Annotated in this window: 20 protein-coding genes; 8 read left to right on the top strand and 12 right to left on the bottom strand. The window is 64.0% G+C overall.

Going from position 1 to position 21,044, the window contains the following annotated elements; translation table 11 throughout:
- Positions 1-25: 25 nt before the first annotated feature.
- A complete protein-coding gene (locus tag GTP41_RS06495) occupies positions 26-1,438 on the top strand; it encodes a cytochrome P450 (protein ID WP_161024758.1) in 1,413 nt (470 codons plus the stop codon).
- Here GTP41_RS06495 and GTP41_RS06490 read toward each other — a convergent pair.
- The gene (locus GTP41_RS06490) at positions 1,389-2,180 is read right to left on the bottom strand and encodes a hypothetical protein (protein WP_161024757.1); all 792 of its coding nucleotides are present in this window, start codon (positions 2,178-2,180) and stop codon (positions 1,389-1,391) included. The two genes, GTP41_RS06495 and GTP41_RS06490, sit on opposite strands and share 50 nt — an antisense overlap.
- 154 nt (positions 2,181-2,334) lie before the next feature.
- On the opposite strand from GTP41_RS06490, the gene GTP41_RS06485 reads away from it, so the two are divergent.
- Together GTP41_RS06485 and GTP41_RS06480 are read left to right on the top strand one after the other, a co-directional pair.
- Positions 2,335-4,446, top strand: coding sequence for a dipeptidyl-peptidase 5 (locus tag GTP41_RS06485; RefSeq protein ID WP_161024756.1), 2,112 nt, complete (start codon positions 2,335-2,337; stop codon positions 4,444-4,446).
- A 14-nt stretch (positions 4,447-4,460) separates the two neighbouring features.
- On the top strand, positions 4,461-4,844 hold the full coding sequence (locus GTP41_RS06480; protein ID WP_161024755.1) for an MAPEG family protein: 384 nt from the start codon (positions 4,461-4,463) through the stop codon (positions 4,842-4,844).
- On the opposite strand, the gene GTP41_RS06475 is transcribed toward GTP41_RS06480, so the two are convergent.
- From GTP41_RS06475 to GTP41_RS06450, 6 genes are all read right to left on the bottom strand, one after another.
- The gene (locus tag GTP41_RS06475; RefSeq protein WP_161024754.1) at positions 4,841-6,151 is read right to left on the bottom strand and encodes an MFS transporter; all 1,311 of its coding nucleotides are present in this window, start codon (positions 6,149-6,151) and stop codon (positions 4,841-4,843) included. The two genes, GTP41_RS06480 and GTP41_RS06475, sit on opposite strands and share 4 nt — an antisense overlap.
- 90 nt (positions 6,152-6,241) lie before the next feature.
- Entirely contained in the window at positions 6,242-6,946 is a 705-nt protein-coding gene (locus GTP41_RS06470; protein ID WP_161024753.1) for a BON domain-containing protein, read from the bottom strand.
- Between the two features lie 83 nt (positions 6,947-7,029).
- Positions 7,030-7,716 carry a hypothetical protein gene (locus tag GTP41_RS06465; protein WP_229502770.1) on the bottom strand — a complete coding sequence of 229 codons (687 nt, stop codon included), beginning with the start codon at positions 7,714-7,716 and terminating at the stop codon, positions 7,030-7,032.
- Positions 7,717-7,817: 101 nt separating this feature from the next.
- Positions 7,818-9,509, bottom strand: a complete 1,692-nt coding sequence (locus GTP41_RS06460) for a dipeptidyl-peptidase 3 family protein (RefSeq protein WP_161024751.1) — start codon at positions 9,507-9,509, stop codon at positions 7,818-7,820.
- 48 nt (positions 9,510-9,557) lie between these two features.
- Positions 9,558-9,722, bottom strand: coding sequence for a hypothetical protein (locus tag GTP41_RS06455; RefSeq protein ID WP_161024750.1), 165 nt, complete (start codon positions 9,720-9,722; stop codon positions 9,558-9,560).
- Positions 9,723-9,768: 46 nt separating this feature from the next.
- Positions 9,769-10,371, bottom strand: coding sequence for a short chain dehydrogenase (locus GTP41_RS06450; protein WP_161024749.1), 603 nt, complete (start codon positions 10,369-10,371; stop codon positions 9,769-9,771).
- A 101-nt stretch (positions 10,372-10,472) separates the two neighbouring features.
- Between GTP41_RS06450 and GTP41_RS06445 the strand changes: the two genes are divergently transcribed.
- Positions 10,473-11,396 (top strand): LysR family transcriptional regulator, encoded by a 924-nt coding sequence (locus GTP41_RS06445; RefSeq protein ID WP_161024748.1) that lies wholly within the window; start codon positions 10,473-10,475, stop codon positions 11,394-11,396.
- A gap of 30 nt (positions 11,397-11,426) precedes the next feature.
- On the opposite strand, the gene GTP41_RS06440 is transcribed toward GTP41_RS06445, so the two are convergent.
- From GTP41_RS06440 to GTP41_RS06430, 3 genes are read right to left on the bottom strand one after another with little or no spacing between them, the layout of a single operon-like run.
- Positions 11,427-12,836 (bottom strand): efflux transporter outer membrane subunit, encoded by a 1,410-nt coding sequence (locus GTP41_RS06440; protein ID WP_161024747.1) that lies wholly within the window; start codon positions 12,834-12,836, stop codon positions 11,427-11,429.
- 14 nt (positions 12,837-12,850) lie between these two features.
- Complete coding sequence (locus GTP41_RS06435; RefSeq protein ID WP_161024746.1) at positions 12,851-14,425, bottom strand: DHA2 family efflux MFS transporter permease subunit; 1,575 nt, start codon at positions 14,423-14,425, stop codon at positions 12,851-12,853.
- Positions 14,422-15,537, bottom strand: a complete 1,116-nt coding sequence (locus tag GTP41_RS06430) for an HlyD family secretion protein (protein WP_161024745.1) — start codon at positions 15,535-15,537, stop codon at positions 14,422-14,424. The genes GTP41_RS06435 and GTP41_RS06430 overlap by 4 nt, the downstream gene beginning before the upstream one ends.
- Positions 15,538-15,687: 150 nt before the next feature.
- On the opposite strand from GTP41_RS06430, the gene GTP41_RS06425 reads away from it, so the two are divergent.
- The 4 genes from GTP41_RS06425 (at position 15,688) to GTP41_RS06415 (ending at position 17,873) form a co-directional block, all read left to right on the top strand.
- Positions 15,688-16,332: a TetR/AcrR family transcriptional regulator gene (locus GTP41_RS06425; protein ID WP_229502769.1), complete on the top strand. Its 645-nt coding sequence runs from the start codon at positions 15,688-15,690 to the stop codon at positions 16,330-16,332.
- An 85-nt stretch (positions 16,333-16,417) separates the two neighbouring features.
- A complete protein-coding gene (locus GTP41_RS27070) occupies positions 16,418-16,600 on the top strand; it encodes a hypothetical protein (protein WP_202419647.1) in 183 nt (60 codons plus the stop codon).
- A 94-nt stretch (positions 16,601-16,694) separates the two neighbouring features.
- Positions 16,695-17,036, top strand: coding sequence for a DUF3144 domain-containing protein (locus tag GTP41_RS06420; protein ID WP_161024744.1), 342 nt, complete (start codon positions 16,695-16,697; stop codon positions 17,034-17,036).
- A 108-nt stretch (positions 17,037-17,144) separates the two neighbouring features.
- Positions 17,145-17,873 carry a transposase gene (locus GTP41_RS06415; protein ID WP_161024743.1) on the top strand — a complete coding sequence of 243 codons (729 nt, stop codon included), beginning with the start codon at positions 17,145-17,147 and terminating at the stop codon, positions 17,871-17,873.
- A 55-nt stretch (positions 17,874-17,928) separates the two neighbouring features.
- On the opposite strand, the gene lpdA is transcribed toward GTP41_RS06415, so the two are convergent.
- Together lpdA and aceF are read right to left on the bottom strand one after the other, a co-directional pair.
- A complete protein-coding gene (gene lpdA, locus GTP41_RS06410; RefSeq protein ID WP_161024742.1) occupies positions 17,929-19,719 on the bottom strand; it encodes a dihydrolipoyl dehydrogenase in 1,791 nt (596 codons plus the stop codon).
- A gap of 10 nt (positions 19,720-19,729) precedes the next feature.
- On the bottom strand, positions 19,730-21,043 hold the full coding sequence (gene aceF, locus GTP41_RS06405) for a dihydrolipoyllysine-residue acetyltransferase (RefSeq protein ID WP_161024741.1): 1,314 nt from the start codon (positions 21,041-21,043) through the stop codon (positions 19,730-19,732).
- Between the last annotated feature and the right edge of the window lies 1 nt (position 21,044).

The raw sequence follows: 21,044 nt of genomic DNA, 5'->3' as shown, positions 1-21,044 counted from the left end.
CGCGCGCACGGCACATACTAGGTGCATGGATACCACTACGACCCAGCACAACGGCGCCCTGCGCCAGCTCTCCGACCTGCCCGGCCCGGCCGGCCTGCCCTTCCTCGGCAACGCGCTGCAGTTGCGGCCGCGTTCCGTACACGCCGACGTGGAGGCGATGGCGCGCCGCTACGGCGCCCTGTTCCGCCTCCGTGTCGGCCGCCAGCAGGCGCTGGTGGTGGCCGATGCCGCCCTGGTCGGCGCCATCCTGCGCGACCGCCCGGACGGTTTCCGCCGCCCCGACGTAACGGCGCAGGTGTCCGATGAAATGGGCGGCGAGCGCGGTGTCTTCCTGGCCGAAGGCGCGGCCTGGCGCAAGCAGCGCAAGATGGTGATGCAGGCCTTTGCGCCACATGCCATCAAGGCCTACTTTCCCTTGCTGGCGCGGGTCGGCAAGCGCCTGCAGGCGCGCTGGGAAGCGGCCGCGCGCGAAGGCCGCCCGATCGCGCTGAATGCGGACCTGAAACGCTACACGGTGGACGTGGTGGCCGGTCTGGCCCTGGGCGAGGAAGTCAACACCATCGAGCACGGCGACGACGTGGTGCAGCAGCAGCTGGAACTGATCATGGAAGGCACGGCGCGCCGCTCCCTGCTGCCGGTGCCTTACTGGCGCTACGTCAAGCTGCCCTTCGACCGCCGGCTGGAGGCGGCGGTGGCCGCGCTGCGCACAGCGACGGACGGCTTTATCGCCAAGGCGCGGCAGCGCATGCGCGACGATCCCGCGCGCGCCGCGCATCCGCAGAACATGCTGGAAGCCATGCTGGCGGCGGCCGACCAGGAAGGCAGCAGTATCGACCACGGCGCGGTGGTGGGCAATGTGAGCACCATGCTGCTGGCCGGCGAAGACACCACGTCCAGTGCGCTGGCGTGGCTGGCCTGGCTGCTGGCGCGCCACCCGCAGGCGCTGCGCCGGGCGCAGGAGGAAGTGCGGCGCGTGGCGCCGGATGCGGATGCCTTCACCATCGAGCAGATGGACCAGCTGGAATACATCGATGCCTGCGCGCACGAAGCGATGCGCCTCAAGCCGCCGGCGCCCTTCATTCCCCTGCAGGCCAACCAAGATTGCGTGGTGGGCGATGTGCAGCTGCCAAAAGACAGCATCGTATGGTGCGTGCTGCGCCACGACAGCGTGTCGGAATCCAAGCTGCGCGATGCGGCGGCGTTCGACCCGCAGCGCTGGCTGGACGGCGGTCCGGCGCGGCAACTGGCCATGCCTTTCGGCGCCGGCCCGCGCCTGTGCCCGGGGCGCTACCTGTCGCTGCTGGAGATCAAGGTGGCGATGGCCTGCCTGCTGGGGCGCTTCGACCTGCTGTCGGTGGAAGGCGACAGCGCGGAGTACCACGGTTTTGTCATGTCGCCCGGCGCTTTGACGATGCGGCTTTCGCCAGCAGCTGGATAGTCAGGGCGAACACGAAGGCGGCGCCGAACGACAGCGGCACCGGCTGGGCGCGCAACAGCAGCGCCACGGCCAGGCAGAAAGCGGCGAAGGCGAAGTAGCCGAGCATGGTGCCGCGCAGCAGTTGCACCGCGCTGTTGCGGCCCGATTGCACGTGGGTGAAGCCGACCAGCACCGTGCCCATCACCGGGAACATGGCGAGGAAGCCGCTCAGGCGCGGCCCCAGCCCCGCCGCCGCCGCGCTGACCGACATCACCAGCACGGCCCCCGCCAGCATGCGCCACGGCAGGTCGCCGCCAAAGCGCTTGCCACCCGCAGGCTGCGACGGCTCCGCGTGCTCGGCTTGCAGCGCAGGAAACAGGCGCGGCGCGATGCACAACGCTGTCACCACCAGCAAGACCGCCAGCGGCAACGCCGGCCGCACAGACTGCAGGCCGGCCACCGCCAGCGCCCACGCGGCCAACGCGAACGGCATGGCGCGTGCCACGTTCCAGCGTCCCGAGGCCCAGGCATACGCCAGGCTGAAGACGATAATCGCCAGCACCGCCATCAGCGTCCCCTCCGCAGCTGTAGCCGCGAAATCAGCCCCCTGCTCCAGCGCAATGGCCAGCAGGATCGGCCCGGCGACGACCGGGAACGCCGACAACCACCCGGCGACGCCCGGCCCCCAACGGCGCCCCGCCAGCGTCACCGCATAAATCAGGGAAGGAACGAGGAACAGCTTGAGCGCGAGGATGGAGTTCATGAACGGCGGACTGGCAAGGAAGGCCGCAATAATAGCAAATTGCCAAGCGCAAGGCGGTGGCCAAGCCTTTGTAACAGCCAAGTAACAGCACGTTGACAGGGGTGGGCCGATTCCGCACTATCTCCGCTTCCATTGACTGAAGGAAGCCAGTGCCATGACTGCAACGAAAACCCTCCTCGCCTCCCTCCTGATCCTCGGCGCCAGCGCCGGCACGGGTCACGCGGCCGCCATCGACCCCGCCAAGCGCGCCATCACCCATGAAGATGTCTGGCTGATGAAGCGCGTCGGCGCCCCGCAACCGAGCCCGGACGGCAAATGGGCTGTGTTCTCGGTCACCGACCCGGCCTACGACAGCAAGGAGCAATGGTCCGACATCTGGATCAAATCCCTGGTGGACGACAGCGCCCCGCGCCGCCTGACCTTCAGCAAGGGCGGCGAATCGGCCCACGCCTGGTCGCCGGACAGCCGCTTCCTGCTGTTTACGGCCAAGCGCGAAGGCGACGACGCGCCGCAAATCTACCGCCTGGACGTCGCCAGCGGCGGCGAAGCGCAGCGCATGACCAGCCTGACGCTGGGTGCGCGCGTGCCGAAGTGGAGCCCGGACGGCAAGCAAATCCTGTTCGTGAGCGAAATCTTCCCCGGCAACGCCGATGAAGAAGCGGTGAAGAAAGCCGCCAAGGAGCGCAAGGACCGCAAACACAGCGCGCGCGCTTATGAGAGCTTCCCGCCGCGCTTCTTCGACAAATGGCTGGACGACAAAAAAGTGCGCCTGTTCGTGATGAACGCGCAGCCCGACGCCAAGCCGCGCGACATCCTGGCCGGCAGCAAGCTGGCCGAGCTGCCGGGCTTTGGCGGCAGCCAGGGCGACGACGGCCAATCGCTCAACGCGGTCTGGGCGCCGGACGGCAAGAGCGTGGTGTTCGCGGTATCGACCAACCGCGACCAGGCGGCGCGCGCCTCCACCTTCACCCAGATCTACAACGTGGCGCTGGCCGGCGGCGAGCCGACCCAGCTCACCAAAGACGGCCGCAGCTACCACGACCTGCGCTTCGCCCCGGACGGCAAAACCCTGTTCGCCCTGACCGAAGAAGAAGTGCCGAACAAGGTGTACGACCTGACCCGCGTCGCCAGCTTCGCCTGGCCCTTCACCAGCGCGCAGCCCAAGATCCTGACGCAAGACCTGGACCGCTCCATCTCGCGCATCGCCCTGCCGGCTGACGGCAAGCGCGTGTACTACTCCTTCGAGCACGCCGGCCTGGAAAAAGTGAACTCGATGAACTACGCCGGCGGCGACAAGCGCGAAGAGCCGTCGCTGCCGAACGGCGCCATCAACGCGCTGAACGCGGGCGGCAAGGCGCTGGTAGGCGTGTGGGAATCGTCCATCAACCCGCCGGAGATCTACTCCTTCAACGGCGCGCCAAAGCGTCTGACCTCCTTCAACGTGGACAAGGCCGCCGCCATCGACTGGCAGGCGCCCGAGCATTTCTGGTTCAAGACCCCGGACGGGCGCCAGATCCACAATATGATCGTGAAGCCGGCCGGCTTTGACCCGAACAAGAAGTACCCGCTGTTCTCCGTGATCCACGGCGGCGCGGCGAATATGTGGCGCGACCAGTTCGTGCTGCGCTGGAACTACCACCTGCTGGCCAAGCCGGGCTACGTGGTGCTGCTGACCGACTACAAGGGCTCCACCGGCTACGGCGAAGAGTTCGCGCGCTCCATCCAGTACGACCCGCTGAAAGGCCCGGCCGACGAAATCAACTGGGCGGTCGACGAAGCGATCAAAAAATACCCCTTCATCGACGGCAGCAAGCTCGCCGCCGGCGGCGCCAGCTACGGCGGCCACCTGGCCAACTGGCTGCAGGCCACCTCCACGCGCTACAAGGCCATCGTCTCACATGCCGGCCAGATGGACCTGGTCATGCAATGGGGTACCAGCGACAGCATCTACGGCCGCGAAGTGAACGGCGGCGGCCCGGTCTGGAGCGACTTGCCGGTTTGGCGCGAGCAAAGCCCGATCATGCAGGGCGGGAACCACGCCAAGGGCACCGGCTTCAAGACGCCGATCCTGATTACCGTGGGCGAGCTGGATTACCGTGTGCCGGTCAACAACGCGCTGATGAACTTCGCGGCGCAGCAGCGTTTGAATACGCCGAGCAAGCTGGTAGTATTCCCGGACGAAAATCACTGGATTCTCAAAGGCGAGAACAGCCGCTACTTCTACAACGAGGTGCATGGCTGGCTCGCCAAATACCTCAATAATTAAAGGAGAAGTACTCGATGACGGTTGCAAACTGGTGTATCGCCGCGGCCTGCCTGCTGCCCGTTTTGGTTGAACTGACGCCGAAAGTGGCCTCGTTCAAAGGCAAAGACCGCTACGACAACGCCCACCCCCGCGATTGGGAGGGCCGCCAGGCCGGCTGGATGCGGCGCGCCCACGCCGCCCACCTGAACGGCTTTGAAGCACTGCCGCTGTTCATTGCCGCCGTCATCCTCGCGCAGCAAGCCCACGCCAACCAGGACAGCATCGACATCCTGGCAATGACCTTCGTCCTGATCCGCGTGTTGTACAGCATTATCTACATCAGCAACCTGGCCACGCTGCGCACGCTGACCTGGTTCGCCGGGGTCGGCGTCAGCCTCGCCATTCTCGCCATGGCTTAAGCCGCACTCGCACCGGCGGGCGCTGCGGCGCGCGCCGGCTGCACGCGCACCGCCAGCACCATCAACGCCGCCACCAGGCACGCCGCGCCGGCGGCAAGCAGCGCCGGGTTATACGTCAGCAGCAGCGTGCGCACCTGGCCCGCGCCGTAAGCCGCCAGCGCTGCGCCCAACTGGTGCGCGGCGAAGATCCAGCCGAACACCATGCCCGCTTTCTCTTTGCCGAACGTGATCGCCACCAGGCGCACGGTCGGCGGCACCGTCGCGATCCAGTCCAGGCCATAGAACATGGCGAACAGCGACAGGCCGTACAGCGTGAACTCGGAATACGGGAGCCACAGCAGCGACAGGCCGCGCAGGCTGTAATACCAGAACAGCAGCTTGCGGTTGTCGTAGCGGTCCGACAGCCAGCCGGAAAGGATGGTGCCGATCAGGTCGAACGCCCCCATCATCGCCAGCACCGACGCCGCCGGCACCGGCCCCATGCCCGCGTCGCCGCACAGCGAAATGAAGTGGGTCTGAATCAGGCCATTCGTGCTCAGGCCGCAGATGAAGAAACTGCCCGCCAGCAGCCAGAACACCCCGCTACGCGACGCTTCGCGCAGCACGCGGAACGGCGTGGCAAAGCCCAGCACCGGCGCTGCGCCTGCGCCCTGCGCTGCCGGCAGCGCCGGGCCGGCTGCGCCGAAGGGCGCAAGGCCAACGTCGGACGGCCGGTTGCGCATCAACCCAAACACCGCCAGCGCAACAAGCGCACAAGCCACCAGCACCGGCACCACCGCCATGCGCCAGCCGAAGCGCTCCACCAGCCACGCCCCCACCGGCAGAAAGATCAACTGCCCGGTTGCCGAACTGGCCGTCAGCACGCCGACCACCAGGCCGCGACGGGATTCAAACCAGCGCGTCGAAACCACCGCGCTGAGCACCAGCGCCGTCATGCCCGACCCCACGCCCAGCATCACGCCCCACAGCAGCACCAGCTGCCAGAACTGCGTCATCCCCAGCGCCAGCAAAGAGCCCGCGCAGATCAGCCCCAGCGCCGTCACCATCACATTGCGCAAGCCAAAGCGCTCCATCAGGATCGCCGCAAAGGGCCCGATCAGTCCAAACAGCGCAAAGCGCAGCGCCAGCGCCGACGACACCTGGTCCACGCCCCAGCCGAATTCCTTACTGAGCGGCTGCAGCAGCGCGCCCGGCAGACCAAGTGCCGCCGAGGAAGCGAGGCCGGTGAAAAAGGTCAAGGCAACGATGACCCACGCATAGTGGATGCCGCGCCGTTGCAGGCGCATGGAGAGGGTATGGGCTATCATGACAATCATCATAAATGACGATCATCATCAAATCAAGTGGAAAAGAAAAGCCGGCGCAGCGGCCGGCTTTTCAGGGCGCGGGGCGCCGGATTATTTCTTGACCTGGATGGAAGATTTCACTTCCTGCACGCCTTCCACTTTGCGCGCCAGTTCAACCGCCTTGTCCGCCTCGGCCTTCGACGGCACGAAACCGCTCAGCATCACGATACCCTTCTGGGTTTCCACGTGAACGTCCATGGCCTTGACCAGGGGATCGGCCGCCATTTCAGCCTTCACCTTGGTGGTGATCATGGTGTCCGACATGGCAACGCGGGTATCGGCGGTTTTTTCACGCGCGGTATCGGCCATGTTCGAGCCAGTCTGGCGTGCATCCTGCGCAATGGCGGCGGTGGTGCTGGTAGCAGGATTGTTCACACTGGCCAGCGCGGTTTTATGGGCCGACTTGGCGTCGTTCTTGCAGGCCGACTTGGTGGAGCCGCTCATGTCATCGCAACGCTCCTTGGCCAGTTCATATTCCGCGTCAGCCAGTTTGCGGCGCGACTTCTCCACATCCTTGGCTGTGTTGTGGTGCTGCGTGGTTGCATCCAACTCTGCGCGGGCTTGCGCCACTTTAGCCTCTTCCTTGCAGACATCTTCAGCATTGCCCTTCAGTTCCTTGCAGCGGTCCTTGGCAGCTTTGTAGTCGGATTCAGCCCTATCCTTCGCGGCTTTGTATGCGTTGTTATCAACAGTTTGCGCAAAGGCAACCGAAGAGCTGAACAGGGCAGCCAGCGAAATACACAGGATTTTCTTCATGGTTAGTCCCCTTTAGGTTAGTTGGCAGAGCGATTAAACGCCTTGCTGGGACTATCTTCTGTGCGCGAGCGTACACAGTCGCGTTATTGACCGTCTTTCAGTAAGCCCTGAGCCCACAACGCCCGCGCCTGTTCGAAGGGGTTACGTTCGCTATCGAACACAGTCGCGCTGCGTGCGAGTTGCAGCCAGGCACGCGTGTTGTGCGAGCCATGTTCCACCGGCTGGCGCACCTGCATCAACCAGGCATGCACCTGCGGATATTGCGCCGCGTTGGCGCGCTGCGTCCACGCCAGCGCTACCAGGTCGGCGAATGCTTCTTCGCGGCGCGTATCGCGGATCTGCTTCGACAACTCCTGCAGTTCCGGGCTGGCCAGCTGCTGCAGAGAGCCTTCCACAAAGCCGGCCGGCACGGCATGCCAGCTGCCGTGCGCCTGGCGCCAGCAGTGGCCCACTTCGTGCGCCGTCATCGCTTCGATCAGCACTTTCTGTTGCGCAGCCGGCACGCCGGCCAGCACTTCTTCCGCCTGCGGGTTGCCGCGCATGGAGAACACCAGCTTGCAGCGGCCGTCGGCAAAGCCCATGGCCAGCGGCACGTCGTTCGGCCCGGCTTGCGGCTGGACGATGATATCGATGGGGAGGTTGAGTTCCTGCTTGGCGTAGGCCAGCACGGGTGCGCCGGCTTGCAGCCAGCGCGTTTCGGTTTCGGTCAGTTGGGCGGCGCCTGCCGAGGCGGCGCAGAAAGACAGCAGAATTGGCAGGCTCAGCTTCATGACGAACTCCGGTAACATGCTTCAACTATACATGCCTTACGGCAAGCTGTTACCGGAGTTTCCGGGCTGTTACAAAATATTGGCTGAGCTAGTCGGCAACTTTATTTTGCGAGCAAGGAGTTGGCAGTCGGGAAAGAAGGACGGATGTCGTTCGGTACCGTTTTCATCTTGTCCAAGGCCTTCTGCACGTCGGGACGGATGACCACGTACTTCGCCATCATGTCCTTGGCGCGCGCGTAATCGCCGGTCGCCTCGATGGTGAGGAACTCGCGGTCAAGATCGCTGACCGCCTGTTTGATCTTCTTGAAATCCACCGAGAAGGTGCCGTCGCCGTGCGATACGAAGCCGCCCTTATCCAGCAGGTAGTTCATCTGGATCGCCATGCCGCGCGCGTGCGAGGAGGTCAGGCCGAAGTGCAGCGTGCGGAAGCCGGACGCGAGGAAGGTGGTGAACAGCTTGCGCTCCGCCGCTTCGCCCTGCCCCAGCGAATCCTTCAGCTGGCCCTTGTCCATCATGTAGATCAGCGCGAACAGGCCGGTCATATCGGCTTTCGCTTCCTCGATGGTGGAATAGGCATCCTTCAAGTCCTGGCGCGGCGTGGAACCGCCCTTGGTGCTGTGCGGGCCCAGGCCGTGCGTGATCTCGTGCGCCAGGATGTGGGTGAAGAAGGAATTAAAGTCCAGGTCCTTCTGGTCCTGCGGGCGCAGCACGATCTTCGAGATCGGCGTCAGGGTCGCCTTGAATTTCTCTTCCTGCACGTTCTTCAGCATCACGCGCTTGGAGCCGCGCTGGCTGATGATGCGCTCATCGTTCGGCAGGTTGTAGGCAGCGGTCTGCACGCCCATATTGCCGTCGCCAGCGCCGTACACCTGGTTCACCACCACCATCGGCGCCACCGCGCCGACTTTAGGGTTGCGGTATTGCGGATCGACCGGCAGGTTGTCTTCCAGCTCCTGCATATGCTTGGCGAAGAAGTCCAGCTTGCGGGTTTCCTTCTCGTCGCGGATGCTGACGTAGGCTTCGAAGGCGGCCTTGTAGCCAAACAGTTCATCGTTATAGGTTTCGTACGGGCCGATAGTGACATCGACCGGCGAATCGAGGTCCATCCACGCGAAATCGGACGGCAGGTAATCGTTGGACAGGAAAGCGTCGGCGCGCAGGTCGAGGAATCTCTTCAGCGAGGCGTTGCTGGTGGCGGCGGACGCCTCCTTCAGCAGCTTGGCCAGTTTCTCCAGCTCCGGCTTGTATTCATCCGAGTATTTAACGACCTTGAACTTGCCGTCGTCGCCCTTGCGGATGGTGGTGAAGAACCACTGCGCTTCCTGCTTCTGGGCGGCGGACAGGCCGTTGATCCAGGACTCAAGCTGCTCCTTGCTCGCGCCTTCCGGATAGAAGTTCGACGCTGCGGGCTTTTGCGCCGGCACCTTGATGCCCGCTACTTCCGCCGGCAGGAAGGACTTGTTGTCATCCAGGATGGACCAGGGGCCCTTATTGAGCCAGAAGTAGTCGGCGCGCGCCTTGCCCAGCGCCGACTTGTCCTTTTGCAGCGCCGCGTACAGGGCCTCGTTGCCGGACCAGCGCTGGCGCAGCTGCAGCGTATCGACGATTTTGGCCGCCTCGATCAATTTGCGGATCGCCTGGCGGTCGCCCGCCGACAGTTGCGACGCATCGGCCTTCAATTGCACCGGCGCGTAGCGTTTGGTCATTTTCTGCAGTTCGGCCACATCGGCCGGCGCAGCGGTGGCGGTAGCGCTGGCAATCGCCAGCACCAGCGGGGACAGGAGGTTTTTCATGTGGCCTTTTCTCTATGTTAAAAGGAAGGCCACATTGTATGCCCCGCCCTACCAGGCGCGGTAAGTTTTTCCGCTCTCCGCGCCTTCCACGCAACGGCTGTCGGCACGCGCCACACGGGCTGCCGGGCCCGCCGCCGAGAACATGCCGCGCACCGATGCGATATCTTCGATGGCCACGCGCAAGTCGCCGCTCTGGCGGCCGTCAGTCAGCATGCGCTGCCGATGGTGCCCGCGCCGCCAAGCACCGGAACCGTACGCATTACCACACGCGATAGGTCTTGCCGTTGTCCGCGCCTTCCACGCTGCGGCTGTAGGCCAGGGCGGCCCGCTTCACAGGGACCGTTTCCATGCCGTAGAAATAAGGACCGTACGTGTCGACCGACTCATCGACCAGGGTCGGACTAACGGCGTTGATGCGCAGGCCGCGCGGCAGCTCAACCGCAGCGCCCAGCACAAAGCCATCCACGGCCGCATTGACGGTACCGGCATTGACGCCGTAACGGATCGGGTTGTGCGACAGGCTGCCGCTGGTCAGCGTAATCGAGCCGCCGTCGTTCAGGTATTTTTGCGCCGCCAGGGCCACATTCACCTGCCCCATCAACTTGGAATTGAGGCCGACGTAAAACTGCTCAGGGGTCATTTCCTGCAGCGCGCCGAAATGCGCATCGCCGGCAGCCACCACCACGCCGTCCACCTTGCCCACTGTTTCGAACAGCGCCTGCACCGAGGCGGGATCCTCGATCTTCACCTGGTACTGGCCGCTGTTGCGGCCCACGCAGATCACTTCATGGCGCAAGCCCAGTTGTTCCACGATGCCCTTGCCGATGGTGCCCGAGGCGCCGATAACGATAATCTTCTTCATGTGCTTTCTCCTGTTGGGTTTCAAAGTGAAGCCAGTATGCACTCCGTCACCACAGGAATAAATGAGCTATCATTTAGTTAATTACGAACTCATGGTTAGCAATGGACAAGCTGCGCAGCATGGAAATCTTCGTCGCCGCCGTCGACAGCGGTAGCTTCACGGCAGCGGCCGAGCGCTTCGGCATGTCCGCCGTCATGGTGGGCAAGCACGTGCGCGAGCTGGAGAAGACGCTGGGCGCAGCCCTGCTCGCGCGCACCACGCGGCGCCAGTCGCTGACCGAAATCGGGCGCCAGTATGCCGAGCAATGCCGCGCCATCCTGGCCCAGATCAACGCCGCCGAAAGCCTGGCCGAAACCATGCGCGTGACGCCGCGCGGCGTATTGAAGATCACCACGGCGGTCTCGTTCGGCATGGAGTGGCTCAGCCCCATGCTGCCCGCCTACCTCGAGATGCACCCCGAAGTCAGCGTGGACCTCAGCCTGAACGACCGCATGATCGATTTAGTGGAAGAAGGATTCGACATCGCCGTGCGCATCGGCACGCTGGAAGATTCATCGCTGGTAGCGCGGCCGTTGCGGCCGTATGGCGTGGTGATCTGCGGTGCCCCGGAATACTTCGCACGGCGCGGTGTGCCGCAGGTACCTTCCGACCTGGCGCGGCACGAATGCCTGGAATTCAGCGGCTGGGTGCCGCAAGCGCGCTGGCGCCTGAAAGGCGACAAGGACGCCCGCCACATTCCCCTGAGCCGCCTGCGCGCCAACAACAGCTACGCCCTGAAGCAGGCCGCGCTGAAAGGCTTCGGCTTGATCATGCAAGCCGAGACAGCGCTGGCGCAAGACATCGCCGCCGGCCGCCTGGTGCGCGTGCTGGACGACTACCTGCCCACTCCGCGCCCCATGCACCTGCTCTACCCGCGCGACCGCCAGCCAACACCCAAGCTGACCAGCTTCATCGACTTCATGTTAGCGCAACTCGGAGCCGGAAAAAATGGGGACGTACCCTATTTTTCGCGCAGCGAAAAATAGGGTACGTCCCCATTTTTCCGGTCCCGAACTTTACCAGCCGCCGCCCAGGGCGCGGGCGACGCTGACGGTGGCCAGCAGGCGCTGGGTGTTGATTTGCGCGGCGGCGCGGTCGGCGGCCAACGCGCTGCGTTGGGCGTCGGTGACGTCGAGGTAGGTGCTGAGGCCGCGCTCGTAACGGGCGCGGGCGACGTCGTAGGCGCGGGTGGCGGCCTGGCGCGACACCAGCTGGGCTTTGCCTTGCTGCCCGCGCTGCTGCAGGTCGGACAGGGCGTCTTCCACTTCGCGCAGTGCGGTCAGCAGCTTGCCTTCGTGGTTGGCTACGGCTTCTTCGTAGCGGGCTTTGGCGGCGGTCAGGTTGGACTGGTTGCGGCCGCCGTCAAAGATCGGCAGCGACAGGGCCAGCGGGCCGGCGCTGAAGACGCGCGAGCCGCCTTTGCCGATATCGCCCAGGCTCTCCGATGCGAAACCAAAATTGCCGGTCAGGCTGACCGATGGATAGAAGGCGCCTTCCGCCACGCCGACATTGGCGTTGGTGGCACGCAGGATCTCCACGCTGGCCGCCAGGTCGGGACGGTGCGACAGCAGGCTGGCCGGCAGGCCGGCGGGAATCACCGGCGGCGCCGGCAGTTCCGCAGCAGCGGCGACAGGCAGTTGCATGCTGCTCGGCGAGGCGCCCACCAGCACGGCCAGCGCGTGCTCCAGCGTGTTGCGTTGGCGTTGCACTTCTTCCAGGTCGGCTTCGGCATTGGCGCGTTCGATGCGGGCGCGCGAGGTGTCCAGCTCATTAGAGAGGCCGGCGTTGAAGCGGGCGTTCACCAGTTCTTCGCTTTCCTTGCGGGTCGCCAGGGCGCCGCGCAGGATCGCCATTTCGGCGTCCAGGCCGCGCAACTGCCAGTAGGTGGTGGCGATTTGCGAAGACAGCAGCAAGAGCACGCCGTCGCGGTCGTGGCGCGCGGCCAGGGCCTGCGCGTCGGCCGATTCCACGGCGCGGCGCACGCGGCCGAACAGGTCCAGCTCATACGAGAAGCCGGCGGCAACCGAGTAGTTATTGCCGTGGATCGAGCGCTGGCCCAGGGCGAGACCCTGCGAAGTATTGGCCGAGGTGCGCGAGTTGGAAACGCCGGTGCTCACCGTGACGGAAGGCAGCTGGCTGGCACGCGCCAGGCCCAATTGCGCTTCGGCCTGGAACAGGCGCTGCGCCGCCGCCTTCACGGTCGGGCTGTCGCGCAGGGCCTGGTGCTCAAGCCGGTTCAGCGTGTCGTCGCTGAACACGGTCCACCACTGCGCCGGCAGTTGCGCTTCAGCCGGTGCGCCAGGCGCGGCGTGGCGGAAGGCTTGCTCCTTCATCTCGGCCGGGGCCTTGAAGTCGCTGCCCACGGTGCCGCAGCCCGCCAGCACTGCCGCTGCGCTTACTGCCATTGCAATCAATTTGATGTTCATATTCGTTCTCTCTTTCAGTGCGCACCAGCGCCGCCGCCCGAAGGCGATTTCACTTTATCGGACAGCCACAGGATCAGGATGCAGGACAGCAGGATGGCGCCCACGATCAGGAAGCCGTCGTTGTAAGCCATCACAAACGACTCGCGCCGCACAATGCCGTCGATCGCTTTCAGCGCCTTGTCCGACGCGGTGACCGGGTCGAAGCCCTTGCTGATGAAGTTCTGCGTCAGCTGGTCCAGGCGCAGCTGGGTGGCGGCGGAGAAGCCGTTCACCGCCTCGCCCAGGCGCGCCGAGTGGAAGTGCTCGCGCTGCGTCAGCTGTGTCGCCAGCAGGGCGATGCCGATCGAGCCGCCCAGGTTGCGGATCATGTTGAACAGGCTGGAAGCGGAAGGCGTATCCTTGGGCGAAATGCCATTCATGGCGAAGTTCGACAGCGTCAGCATGACAAAGGGCTGGCCCAGCGCGCGCACCACCTGCGACAGCAGCAGCTGGTCGTAGCCGGTGCTCGCGTCCATATAGCCGTTCATGATGCAGGACACGCCGAACAGCCCCAGGCCGATCGAGCACAGGATGCGGTTATCCACCTTCATCGACAGCTTGGCCGCAAACGGCATGATGAACAGCTGCGGCAAGCCGGCCCACATGATCACTTCGCCGATCTGCATCGGCGAGTAGCCGGCGATCTGGCCCAGATACAGCGGCAACAGGAAGGACGAGCCGTACAGGCCCATGCCCATTACCGCCGCCAGCGCGGACGCCACCAGGAAGTTACGCTGCGCGAACAGGCCCAGGTTAACAAAAGGATTGGGGCGCATCGCGCTGGTCACCACCCAACCCAGCAAGCCCACCAGCGACAGGCCGGCAAACGCAATGATGAAGCCGGATTCAAACCAGTCCTTGCTATTGCCCTCTTCCAGGAAAATGGTCAGGCAGCCCAGGCCCAGCGCCATGAAGGCGATGCCCAGCCAGTCGGCGTTCAGCAGTTCTTTCAGCTTGCGCTCTTCCGGATCAAGGCCCCAGGCCACGCCGGCAATCAGCAGCAGGCCGGGCACCCAGTTGATATAGAAGATCGACGGCCAGCCATACAGCTCGCTCAGGTAGCCGCCCAGGGTCGGTCCCATGGAAGGCGCCAGCGTGGCGGTCAGGCCGAAGATGGCCATGCCGGCCGCGCGCTTGGAGGGCGGCAGCTTGGCCATGACCAGGGTCATCGCCATCGGGATCAACGCGCCGCCGGTAAAGCCCTGCATCATACGGAACAGGATCATGCTTTCCAGGTTCCAGGCCGCGGCGCACAGGGTGGAAAACACCAGGAACAAGCCGGTGGTGCCCATCATGTAGCCGCGCATGCCGAAGGTGCGCGTCAGCAGCGCCGTCAGCGGGATCACGATGATCTCGGCCACCAGGTAGGCGGTCGAAATCCACGAGCCCTCTTCCTGCGTGGCGTTCAGCGCGCCCAGGATGTCGCGCAGCGAGGAGTTGGTGATCTGGATATCCAGCACCGCCATGAAGGCGCCCAGCATGCCTGCTGCAACGGCGACCCAGGTGCGGGCGGATACCGGGCCTTCCGGCACCGTCATTGGGGCGCTCATTTTGCGTTCGCGACTTTAGCGTTCGATGCGATGCTGACTTCAGCGATGGCGGACATGCCTGGCACCAGGCGGCCATCCAGCGCCTTCAGGTCTTCCGGCTTGAGGGTGATCTTGACCGGCACGCGCTGCACGATCTTGGTGAAATTGCCGGTGGCGTTATCGGCCGGCAGCAGCGCGAACTGCGCGCCGGAGGCTGGCGAGAAGGAGTCCACGCGGCCAACCAGTTCCTTGCCCGGCAGCGCATCGATGGTCAGCGCCACTTCCTGGCCCACGCGCATATCGGCGAGCTGGGTTTCCTTGAAGTTGGCGGTGATCCAGACATTGTCCTGCACCAGTGCCACCAGTTGCTGGCCCGGCTGCACGCGCTGGCCCACTTCCAGGTTGCGCTTGCCGACGCGGCCCGTGACCGGGGCCACGACGCGGTTGTACGCCAGTTGCTGCTGCGCGTCCTTCAACTGCACTTGCAATACTTTGACTTGCGCCTTCAACACTTCGCGCGCGGAAGTGGCGGCGCCGATCTGCGCCTTCGCGGCGACGGCGCTGTCCTTGCGGGCTGCCACATCTGCGGTGGCGGCGGCGCGGGCGGCATTGGCGGCATCCAGTTCAGCTTTCGACACAGCCTTCATCTGGCTGGTGTACAGCTGGCCGTAACGCTCCGCGTCCTGCGAGGCGCGCACCAGGTTGGCCTGCGATTGCGCGATTTGCGCGGCGGCGGCGCTGGCTTGCGCGTTCACCTGCGCCACTTGTGCATCGGCTTGCAGGATCTGCTGCTGCACGCTGGCGATTTGCGCCTGGATCTGCTCCACCTTCACCTGCTGGTCGAAAGGATCGAGTTCGGCGATCACATCGCCCGCCTTCACCAGCTGGTTATCGTCCACCAGCACCTTGGTCACCACGCCGGCAATACGCGCCGACACCGGATGCACGTGGCCTGCCACGTAAGCGTTTTCGGTTTCCACGTAGTGATGGCTGCGGTACCACATGCGGCCACCGGCGACCAGGGCGGCCAGGGTAATCAGGCCGGCGATCACCAGGACGCGGCGGTTAGGAGGCGTGGCGGCTGCCGGGACAGCGCTGAGCACTTTTTGTTCAGCTGGATTGTGCTGGGACATGGGGAGGGCTCCCTAGAAATGAAATGAGTTCATTGCATTATTGGCGAAGCCTTGATCAAAGTCAAGAAATGAAACGATTGCATTTCATTTTAAAGTGGAATAAAGTGCAGCTATCTGATAGCCTCCGGGCATTACGTACGGTTTTCAATCATGTCTGTCGAACAACTCCCTGAGCCAGTCAAAGCCGGCCGCCCCAAGGCCGCCGATGCCGAGGCGCGCCTGAACGACCTGATGGATACGGCGGGACGCCTGATCCTCGAAAAGGGCTATAGCAAGGTCAGCCTGGAAGCCATCGCCAAGGAAGCGCGGGTGGCCGTGCGCACGATTTACGTGAAGTTCGGCGGCAAGGCCGGCCTGCTCAAGGCCATCCTGCTGCGCTACCGGGCCGGCGCATTCGACCCGAGCGTCATGGAAACTGTGAACCGCCCTATGCGCGACACCCTGCTGGAATTCGGCATGCGCTTCCACAGCCTGGTCAGCACCCCGGCCGCCACTGCGCTGTACCAGATCGTGGTGGCCGAATCGCACGCCAATCCCGACCTGGCGGAAGCCTTCTGGGATGCCGGCCCGCGCCAGACGCGCGAGCTGCTGGCGCGCTACTTCGCCCGCCCCGACATCAAGGCCCAGCTCAGCACCGACGCGCCGCCCGAGCGCCTGGCGGTGTACTTCATGAACTGCCTGATGGGCGACCAGCTGCGCCGCTTCCTGTTCGATTCGCGCTGCGGCGTCGCCACCACGCCCGAGGACATTGAACAGGGCGTCGACCTCTTCCTGCATGGCGCGCTGAGGCGGTAAGCCTGTGTGCGGCAGCGCACGGTGTAGCGTTGGCCCGCTGCCGGATACTGGACTCCTCAAAACCATAACTACAGTAGGAGGATGTATGAGCAAGGTCGATCGGCTCGAATGGAGCAGGAAAGTCGCCACCATCAACGAGCGCATCAGAGGCTTCCAGGAAAACCCGAACAAGGAACACCTGGATGCGGCGATCAATGAACTCAAGGCCTATGCGGAAGCTGCCAATAGCGGCGGCATTGAAATACCAGAGCGCTTCATAGCGAGCTGACAACAAACCGGGCAGATCGCCCGGTTTTTTATTGCGGCAAAGCGCATCCTGTGTCAGGATGGCCGCCCCTAATGTACTTTTTTGGTAGTAGAACATGAGCGACCAACAGCAACAGCAACCGAACGAACAGCAACTGAACGAGCAGCAGAAGATCGACGACCAGAAGTTCTTCGAGAACATCGACGCCTACATCGCACTCGCCAACGCCCACGAGACCAGCAACCGCGGCGCACCGCAGCTGGTAGGCGCCTCCCTGATCTTCGCCGCCGCCCGCTACAACACCTTCCTGGTCGCGCGCGCCAACGGTGAACCGGACGCCTTCAACGCCAAGAAGGAAGAAGCGAAAGCCTACTTCATGGACCAGTTCTCCAAAATGCTGGACGACAACTGGGCCGACTACAACCAGAACTTCGAGCAATACCGCATCCAGAAGTAAATGTCCGTTTTGGGGTCAGGAAGAAAAGTGGACATTTTTTCTCCTGGCCCCTGCCTTTCATCTGATTTAGATCAGATTGCCGCATTTTTGGAGTGCTATCGTCGGTGAATGAGCCGACCACCTCGCACCCAGTTCCCTGGCGCCATGCACCACGTCACCGCGCGTGGCAATCGCAAGGCCATCATCTTTCACGATAAGCTCGATTTTCTGAGCTGGCAGACCATCGTCGCCCGCGCGGCGGATCGATTCGGTTTCGTCTGCCATGCGTATTGCCAGATGCCGAACCACTACCACCTGCTGGTGGAGACGCCGACCGCCAACCTCTCCGAAGCCATGCACTACATTAACTGCCTGTATGCGCAGGTGTTCAACGTGCGGCATGGCTTGACGGGGCATGTGCTGCAGGGCCGCTTCCACTCCGTGCTGCTGGAGCAGGAAGAACATTTCATGGAACTGGCCCGCTACATCCCCCTGAACCCGGTGCGGGCGGGCTTGGCGGCCTGTGCGGAGGAATGGCTTTGGAGCAGCTATCGGGCAACCGCCGGGCTTGCCGTGGCGCCCGATTGGCTGGATACGGAAACCATCCGCAAGCGCTTCCACGGCAAGACCGATGCGGAGCGCACCAGCGCATTCTGCGATTTCGTGGCAGCGGGCATTGGCGGGCGCGATCCGCTGCGACCGCCGGCCCTGCCTGCCGTCAATGGCAAGCAAGACCGCCAGCACGCCATTGCGGAAGCCATCCTTTCAGGGCATTACAGCCCGGCCGAGATCGCCGAGCACTTCCAGGTATCGACCAAGACAGTACAAAGAATACGCGCAGCCGAAGCTGCGCGATAACTACAGGAAAATGTCCACCTTTCTTCCTGACCCCAGGGCGGACAAAAGTTGCTTTTTAGCGTTTGCGGGGGGGCGGGAGGTCGGTGCAGACGCCTTCGTAGGCTTCGGCGGCCATGCCGATCGATTCGCCCAGCGTTGGGTGCGGGTGGATCGTTTTGCCGATGTCCACGCCGTCGGCGCCCATTTCGATGGCCAGTGCGATCTCGCCGATCATGTCGCCGGCGTGGGTGCCGACAATCGTGCCGCCGATGATGCGGTGGGTCTCGGCGTCGAACAGCAGCTTGGTGAAGCCTTCGTCACGGCCGTTGGCAACGGCGCGGCCGCTGGCGGCCCATGGGAAGTGGCCCTTCTCCACCTTAATGCCTTTGGCTTTGGCTTCGTCCTCGGTGATGCCGGCCCATGCCACTTCCGGATCGGTGTAGGCCACCGATGGAATGATCTTGGCGTCGAAGTAGGCTTTCTCGCCGTGGGCGGCTTCGGCGGCGACGTGGGCTTCGTGCACGGCTTTGTGCGCGAGCATCGGTTGGCCGACGATGTCGCCAATGGCGAAGATGTGCGGCACGTTGGTGCGCATCTGCTTGTCGACGTCGATGAAGCCGCGCTCGGTGACGATCACGCCGGCTTTGTCGGCGGCGAGCTTCTTGCCGTTCGGGCTGCGGCCTACCGCCACCAGGACCATGTCGTACAGCTGCGGTTCCGGTGCGGTGGCGCCGGCTTCGGCGGCTTCGAAGGTGACTTTAATCCCTTCCGGCAGCGCTTCCACGCCGACGGTCTTGGTTTTGGTCATGATGCGGTCGAAGCGCTTTTCGTTGTACTTCTGCCAGACTTTGACGGCTTCGCGGTCGGCGCCTTGCATCAGGCCGTCCATCATCTCAACGACGTCAATGCGTGCGCCGAAGGTGCTGTACACGGTGGCCATTTCCAGGCCGATGATGCCGCCGCCGATGACCAGCATCCTCTTCGGCATGAAGCGCAGTTCGAGCGCGCCGGTGCTGTCGACGATGCGGTTGTCTTCCGGGACGAACGGCAGCTTCACCACGCTGGAACCGGCGGCGATGATGGCCTGCTTGAACTGGACCACTTTCTTGCTGCCGTCGCCTGCGGTGACTTCGATATGGTTCGGGCTGAGGAACTGGCCTACGCCCTGCACCACATTCACCTTGCGCATCTTGGCCATGCCGGACAGGCCGGTAGTCATCTTTTTGATGACGCCTTCCTTGTAGCTGCGCACCTGGTCGATGTCGATGGTCGGCTTGGCGAAAGTGACGCCGTTCTTGGCCATGTGGCTGGTTTCGTCCACCACGGCTGCCAGGTGCAGCAGGGCTTTCGATGGGATACAGCCAACGTTCAGGCAGACGCCGCCCAGGGTCGCGTATTTCTCGATCAGGACGGTGTTCATGCCCAGGTCTGCGGAGCGGAAGGCGGCGGAGTAGCCGCCTGGGCCGCCGCCCAGGACCATCATGTCGCAGCTGATGTCGACCTGGCCGGCGTAGCCGCCGGCCGCAGGCGCGGTCGCTGGCGCGGCCGGCGCTGGGGCCGGGGCGGGTGCTGCCGCCGGGGCGGAGGCTGGCGCGGACGGTGCAGCGGCCGCTGGTGCGGCTGCGGCGGCGCCTGCGGCCTCCTCCAGCACCATCAGCGGAGAGCCTTCATTGACCTTGTCGCCGACCTTGATCTTGAGTTCCTTGATCACGCCTGCATGGGTCGATGGGATCTCCATGGATGCCTTGTCGGATTCCACGGTGGCCAGCGATTGGTCCACCTTGACGGTGTCGCCAACCTTGACCAGCAGTTCGATCACTTCAACGTCCTTGAAGTCGCCGATGTTCGGTACTTTAACTTCGATCATCGTGGCCTCCTTACAGCAGGATCTTGCGCATATCGGCCAGTACTTCGGCCAGGTATGCGGCGAAGCGTGCACCGGACGCGCCGTCGACCACGCGGTGGTCGTAGGACAGCGACAGCGGCAGCATCAGGCGCGGCACGAACTGCTTGCCGTCCCATACTGGCTTCATGGAGGACTTGGACAGGCCGAGGATCGCCACTTCCGGTGCGTTCACGATCGGGGTGAAGGCGGTGCCGCCAATGCCACCCAGCGAGGAGATGGTGAAGCAGGCGCCTTGCATGTCGGTCGGCTTCAGCTTGCCTTCGCGCGCTGCCAGCGACAGTTCGCCCATTTCCTTGGCGATCTGGGTCACGGACTTCTGGTCGGCGTTCTTCACGACCGGTACTACCAGGCCTTGCGGCGTGTCGGCGGCGAAGCCGATGTTGTAGTACTTCTTCAGGATCAGGTTCTCGCCCTTTTCGTCCAGCGACGAATTGAAGGTCGGGAATTTCTTCAGCGCGGTGACGGATGCTTTGATCACGAACGCCAGCATGGTGAGCTTGGTGGCGTCCTTGTTCTTGGCGTTGGCGTTGTTGCTGTCGACGCGGAACTGCTCCAGGTCGGTGATGTCGGCGTCTTCGAATTGCGTGACGTGCGGGATCATCACCCAGTTGCGGTGAAGGTTCGGGCCGGAGATCTTCTTGATGCGCGGCAGCGGGGACAGCTCGGTTTCGCCGAACTTGCTGAAGTCCAGCGATGGCCATGGCAGCAGGTTCAGGCCTGCACCGCCACCGGCGGCGGCTGGGGCGGCGTTCGGTGCTGCGACGGCGCCGGAGACGATGCCTTTGACGTAGTTCTGCACGTCCAGCTGGGTCACGCGGCCTTTCGGGCCGGTGCCGCCGACGCGGGCCACATCCACGCCCAGTTCGCGGGCGAACTTGCGGACGGATGGGGAGGCGTGGGCCAGTTTGCCGTTCACCGCTGGCGCCGAGGCTGCTGCCGGCGCTGCGGCTGCAGTGCTGCTGGACGGCGCGGCAGCTGGAGCTGCGGCCGGCGCAGGCGCTGGTGCGGACGCGGCGGCGGACGGCGCGGCGGCTGGAGCGGCGCCGCCGACGGCGTCGACGATCAGCACCAGCGAGCCTTCAGCGACCTTGTCGCCGACCTTCACTTTGATTTCCTTGACGACGCCGGCTTGCGACGAAGGGATCTCCATCGATGCCTTGTCCGATTCAACGGTCAGCAGCGACTGGTCGACCTTGATCGTATCGCCCACCTTGACCATCAGCTCGATGACTTCAACTTCCTTGAAGTCGCCGATATCCGGGACTTTCACTTCAACCATGCTCATA

The sequence above is a fragment of the Pseudoduganella guangdongensis genome, from assembly GCF_009857475.1.
Taxonomy (GTDB): domain Bacteria; phylum Pseudomonadota; class Gammaproteobacteria; order Burkholderiales; family Burkholderiaceae_D; genus Rugamonas; species Rugamonas guangdongensis.
This window is presented reverse-complemented; position numbering and strand designations above follow the sequence as displayed.

Excerpts from the sequence above, each read along its gene's own strand:
- GTP41_RS06495 (WP_161024758.1), top strand. The coding sequence starts at position 26 with ATGGATACCACTACGACCCAGCACAACGGCGCCCTGCGCCAGCTCTCC.
- GTP41_RS06490 (WP_161024757.1), bottom strand. The coding sequence starts at position 2,180 with ATGAACTCCATCCTCGCGCTCAAGCTGTTCCTCGTTCCTTCCCTGATT.
- GTP41_RS06485 (WP_161024756.1), top strand. The coding sequence starts at position 2,335 with ATGACTGCAACGAAAACCCTCCTCGCCTCCCTCCTGATCCTCGGCGCC.
- GTP41_RS06480 (WP_161024755.1), top strand. The coding sequence starts at position 4,461 with ATGACGGTTGCAAACTGGTGTATCGCCGCGGCCTGCCTGCTGCCCGTT.
- GTP41_RS06475 (WP_161024754.1), bottom strand. The coding sequence starts at position 6,151 with ATGATAGCCCATACCCTCTCCATGCGCCTGCAACGGCGCGGCATCCAC.
- GTP41_RS06470 (WP_161024753.1), bottom strand. The coding sequence starts at position 6,946 with ATGAAGAAAATCCTGTGTATTTCGCTGGCTGCCCTGTTCAGCTCTTCG.
- GTP41_RS06465 (WP_229502770.1), bottom strand. The coding sequence starts at position 7,716 with ATGAAGCTGAGCCTGCCAATTCTGCTGTCTTTCTGCGCCGCCTCGGCA.
- GTP41_RS06460 (WP_161024751.1), bottom strand. The coding sequence starts at position 9,509 with ATGAAAAACCTCCTGTCCCCGCTGGTGCTGGCGATTGCCAGCGCTACC.
- GTP41_RS06455 (WP_161024750.1), bottom strand. The coding sequence starts at position 9,722 with ATGCTGACTGACGGCCGCCAGAGCGGCGACTTGCGCGTGGCCATCGAA.
- GTP41_RS06450 (WP_161024749.1), bottom strand. The coding sequence starts at position 10,371 with ATGAAGAAGATTATCGTTATCGGCGCCTCGGGCACCATCGGCAAGGGC.
- GTP41_RS06445 (WP_161024748.1), top strand. The coding sequence starts at position 10,473 with ATGGACAAGCTGCGCAGCATGGAAATCTTCGTCGCCGCCGTCGACAGC.
- GTP41_RS06440 (WP_161024747.1), bottom strand. The coding sequence starts at position 12,836 with ATGAACATCAAATTGATTGCAATGGCAGTAAGCGCAGCGGCAGTGCTG.
- GTP41_RS06435 (WP_161024746.1), bottom strand. The coding sequence starts at position 14,425 with ATGAGCGCCCCAATGACGGTGCCGGAAGGCCCGGTATCCGCCCGCACC.
- GTP41_RS06430 (WP_161024745.1), bottom strand. The coding sequence starts at position 15,537 with ATGTCCCAGCACAATCCAGCTGAACAAAAAGTGCTCAGCGCTGTCCCG.
- GTP41_RS06425 (WP_229502769.1), top strand. The coding sequence starts at position 15,688 with ATGTCTGTCGAACAACTCCCTGAGCCAGTCAAAGCCGGCCGCCCCAAG.
- GTP41_RS27070 (WP_202419647.1), top strand. The coding sequence starts at position 16,418 with ATGAGCAAGGTCGATCGGCTCGAATGGAGCAGGAAAGTCGCCACCATC.
- GTP41_RS06420 (WP_161024744.1), top strand. The coding sequence starts at position 16,695 with ATGAGCGACCAACAGCAACAGCAACCGAACGAACAGCAACTGAACGAG.
- GTP41_RS06415 (WP_161024743.1), top strand. The coding sequence starts at position 17,145 with ATGAGCCGACCACCTCGCACCCAGTTCCCTGGCGCCATGCACCACGTC.
- lpdA (WP_161024742.1), bottom strand. The coding sequence starts at position 19,719 with ATGATCGAAGTTAAAGTACCGAACATCGGCGACTTCAAGGACGTTGAA.
- aceF (WP_161024741.1), bottom strand. The coding sequence starts at position 21,043 with ATGAGCATGGTTGAAGTGAAAGTCCCGGATATCGGCGACTTCAAGGAA.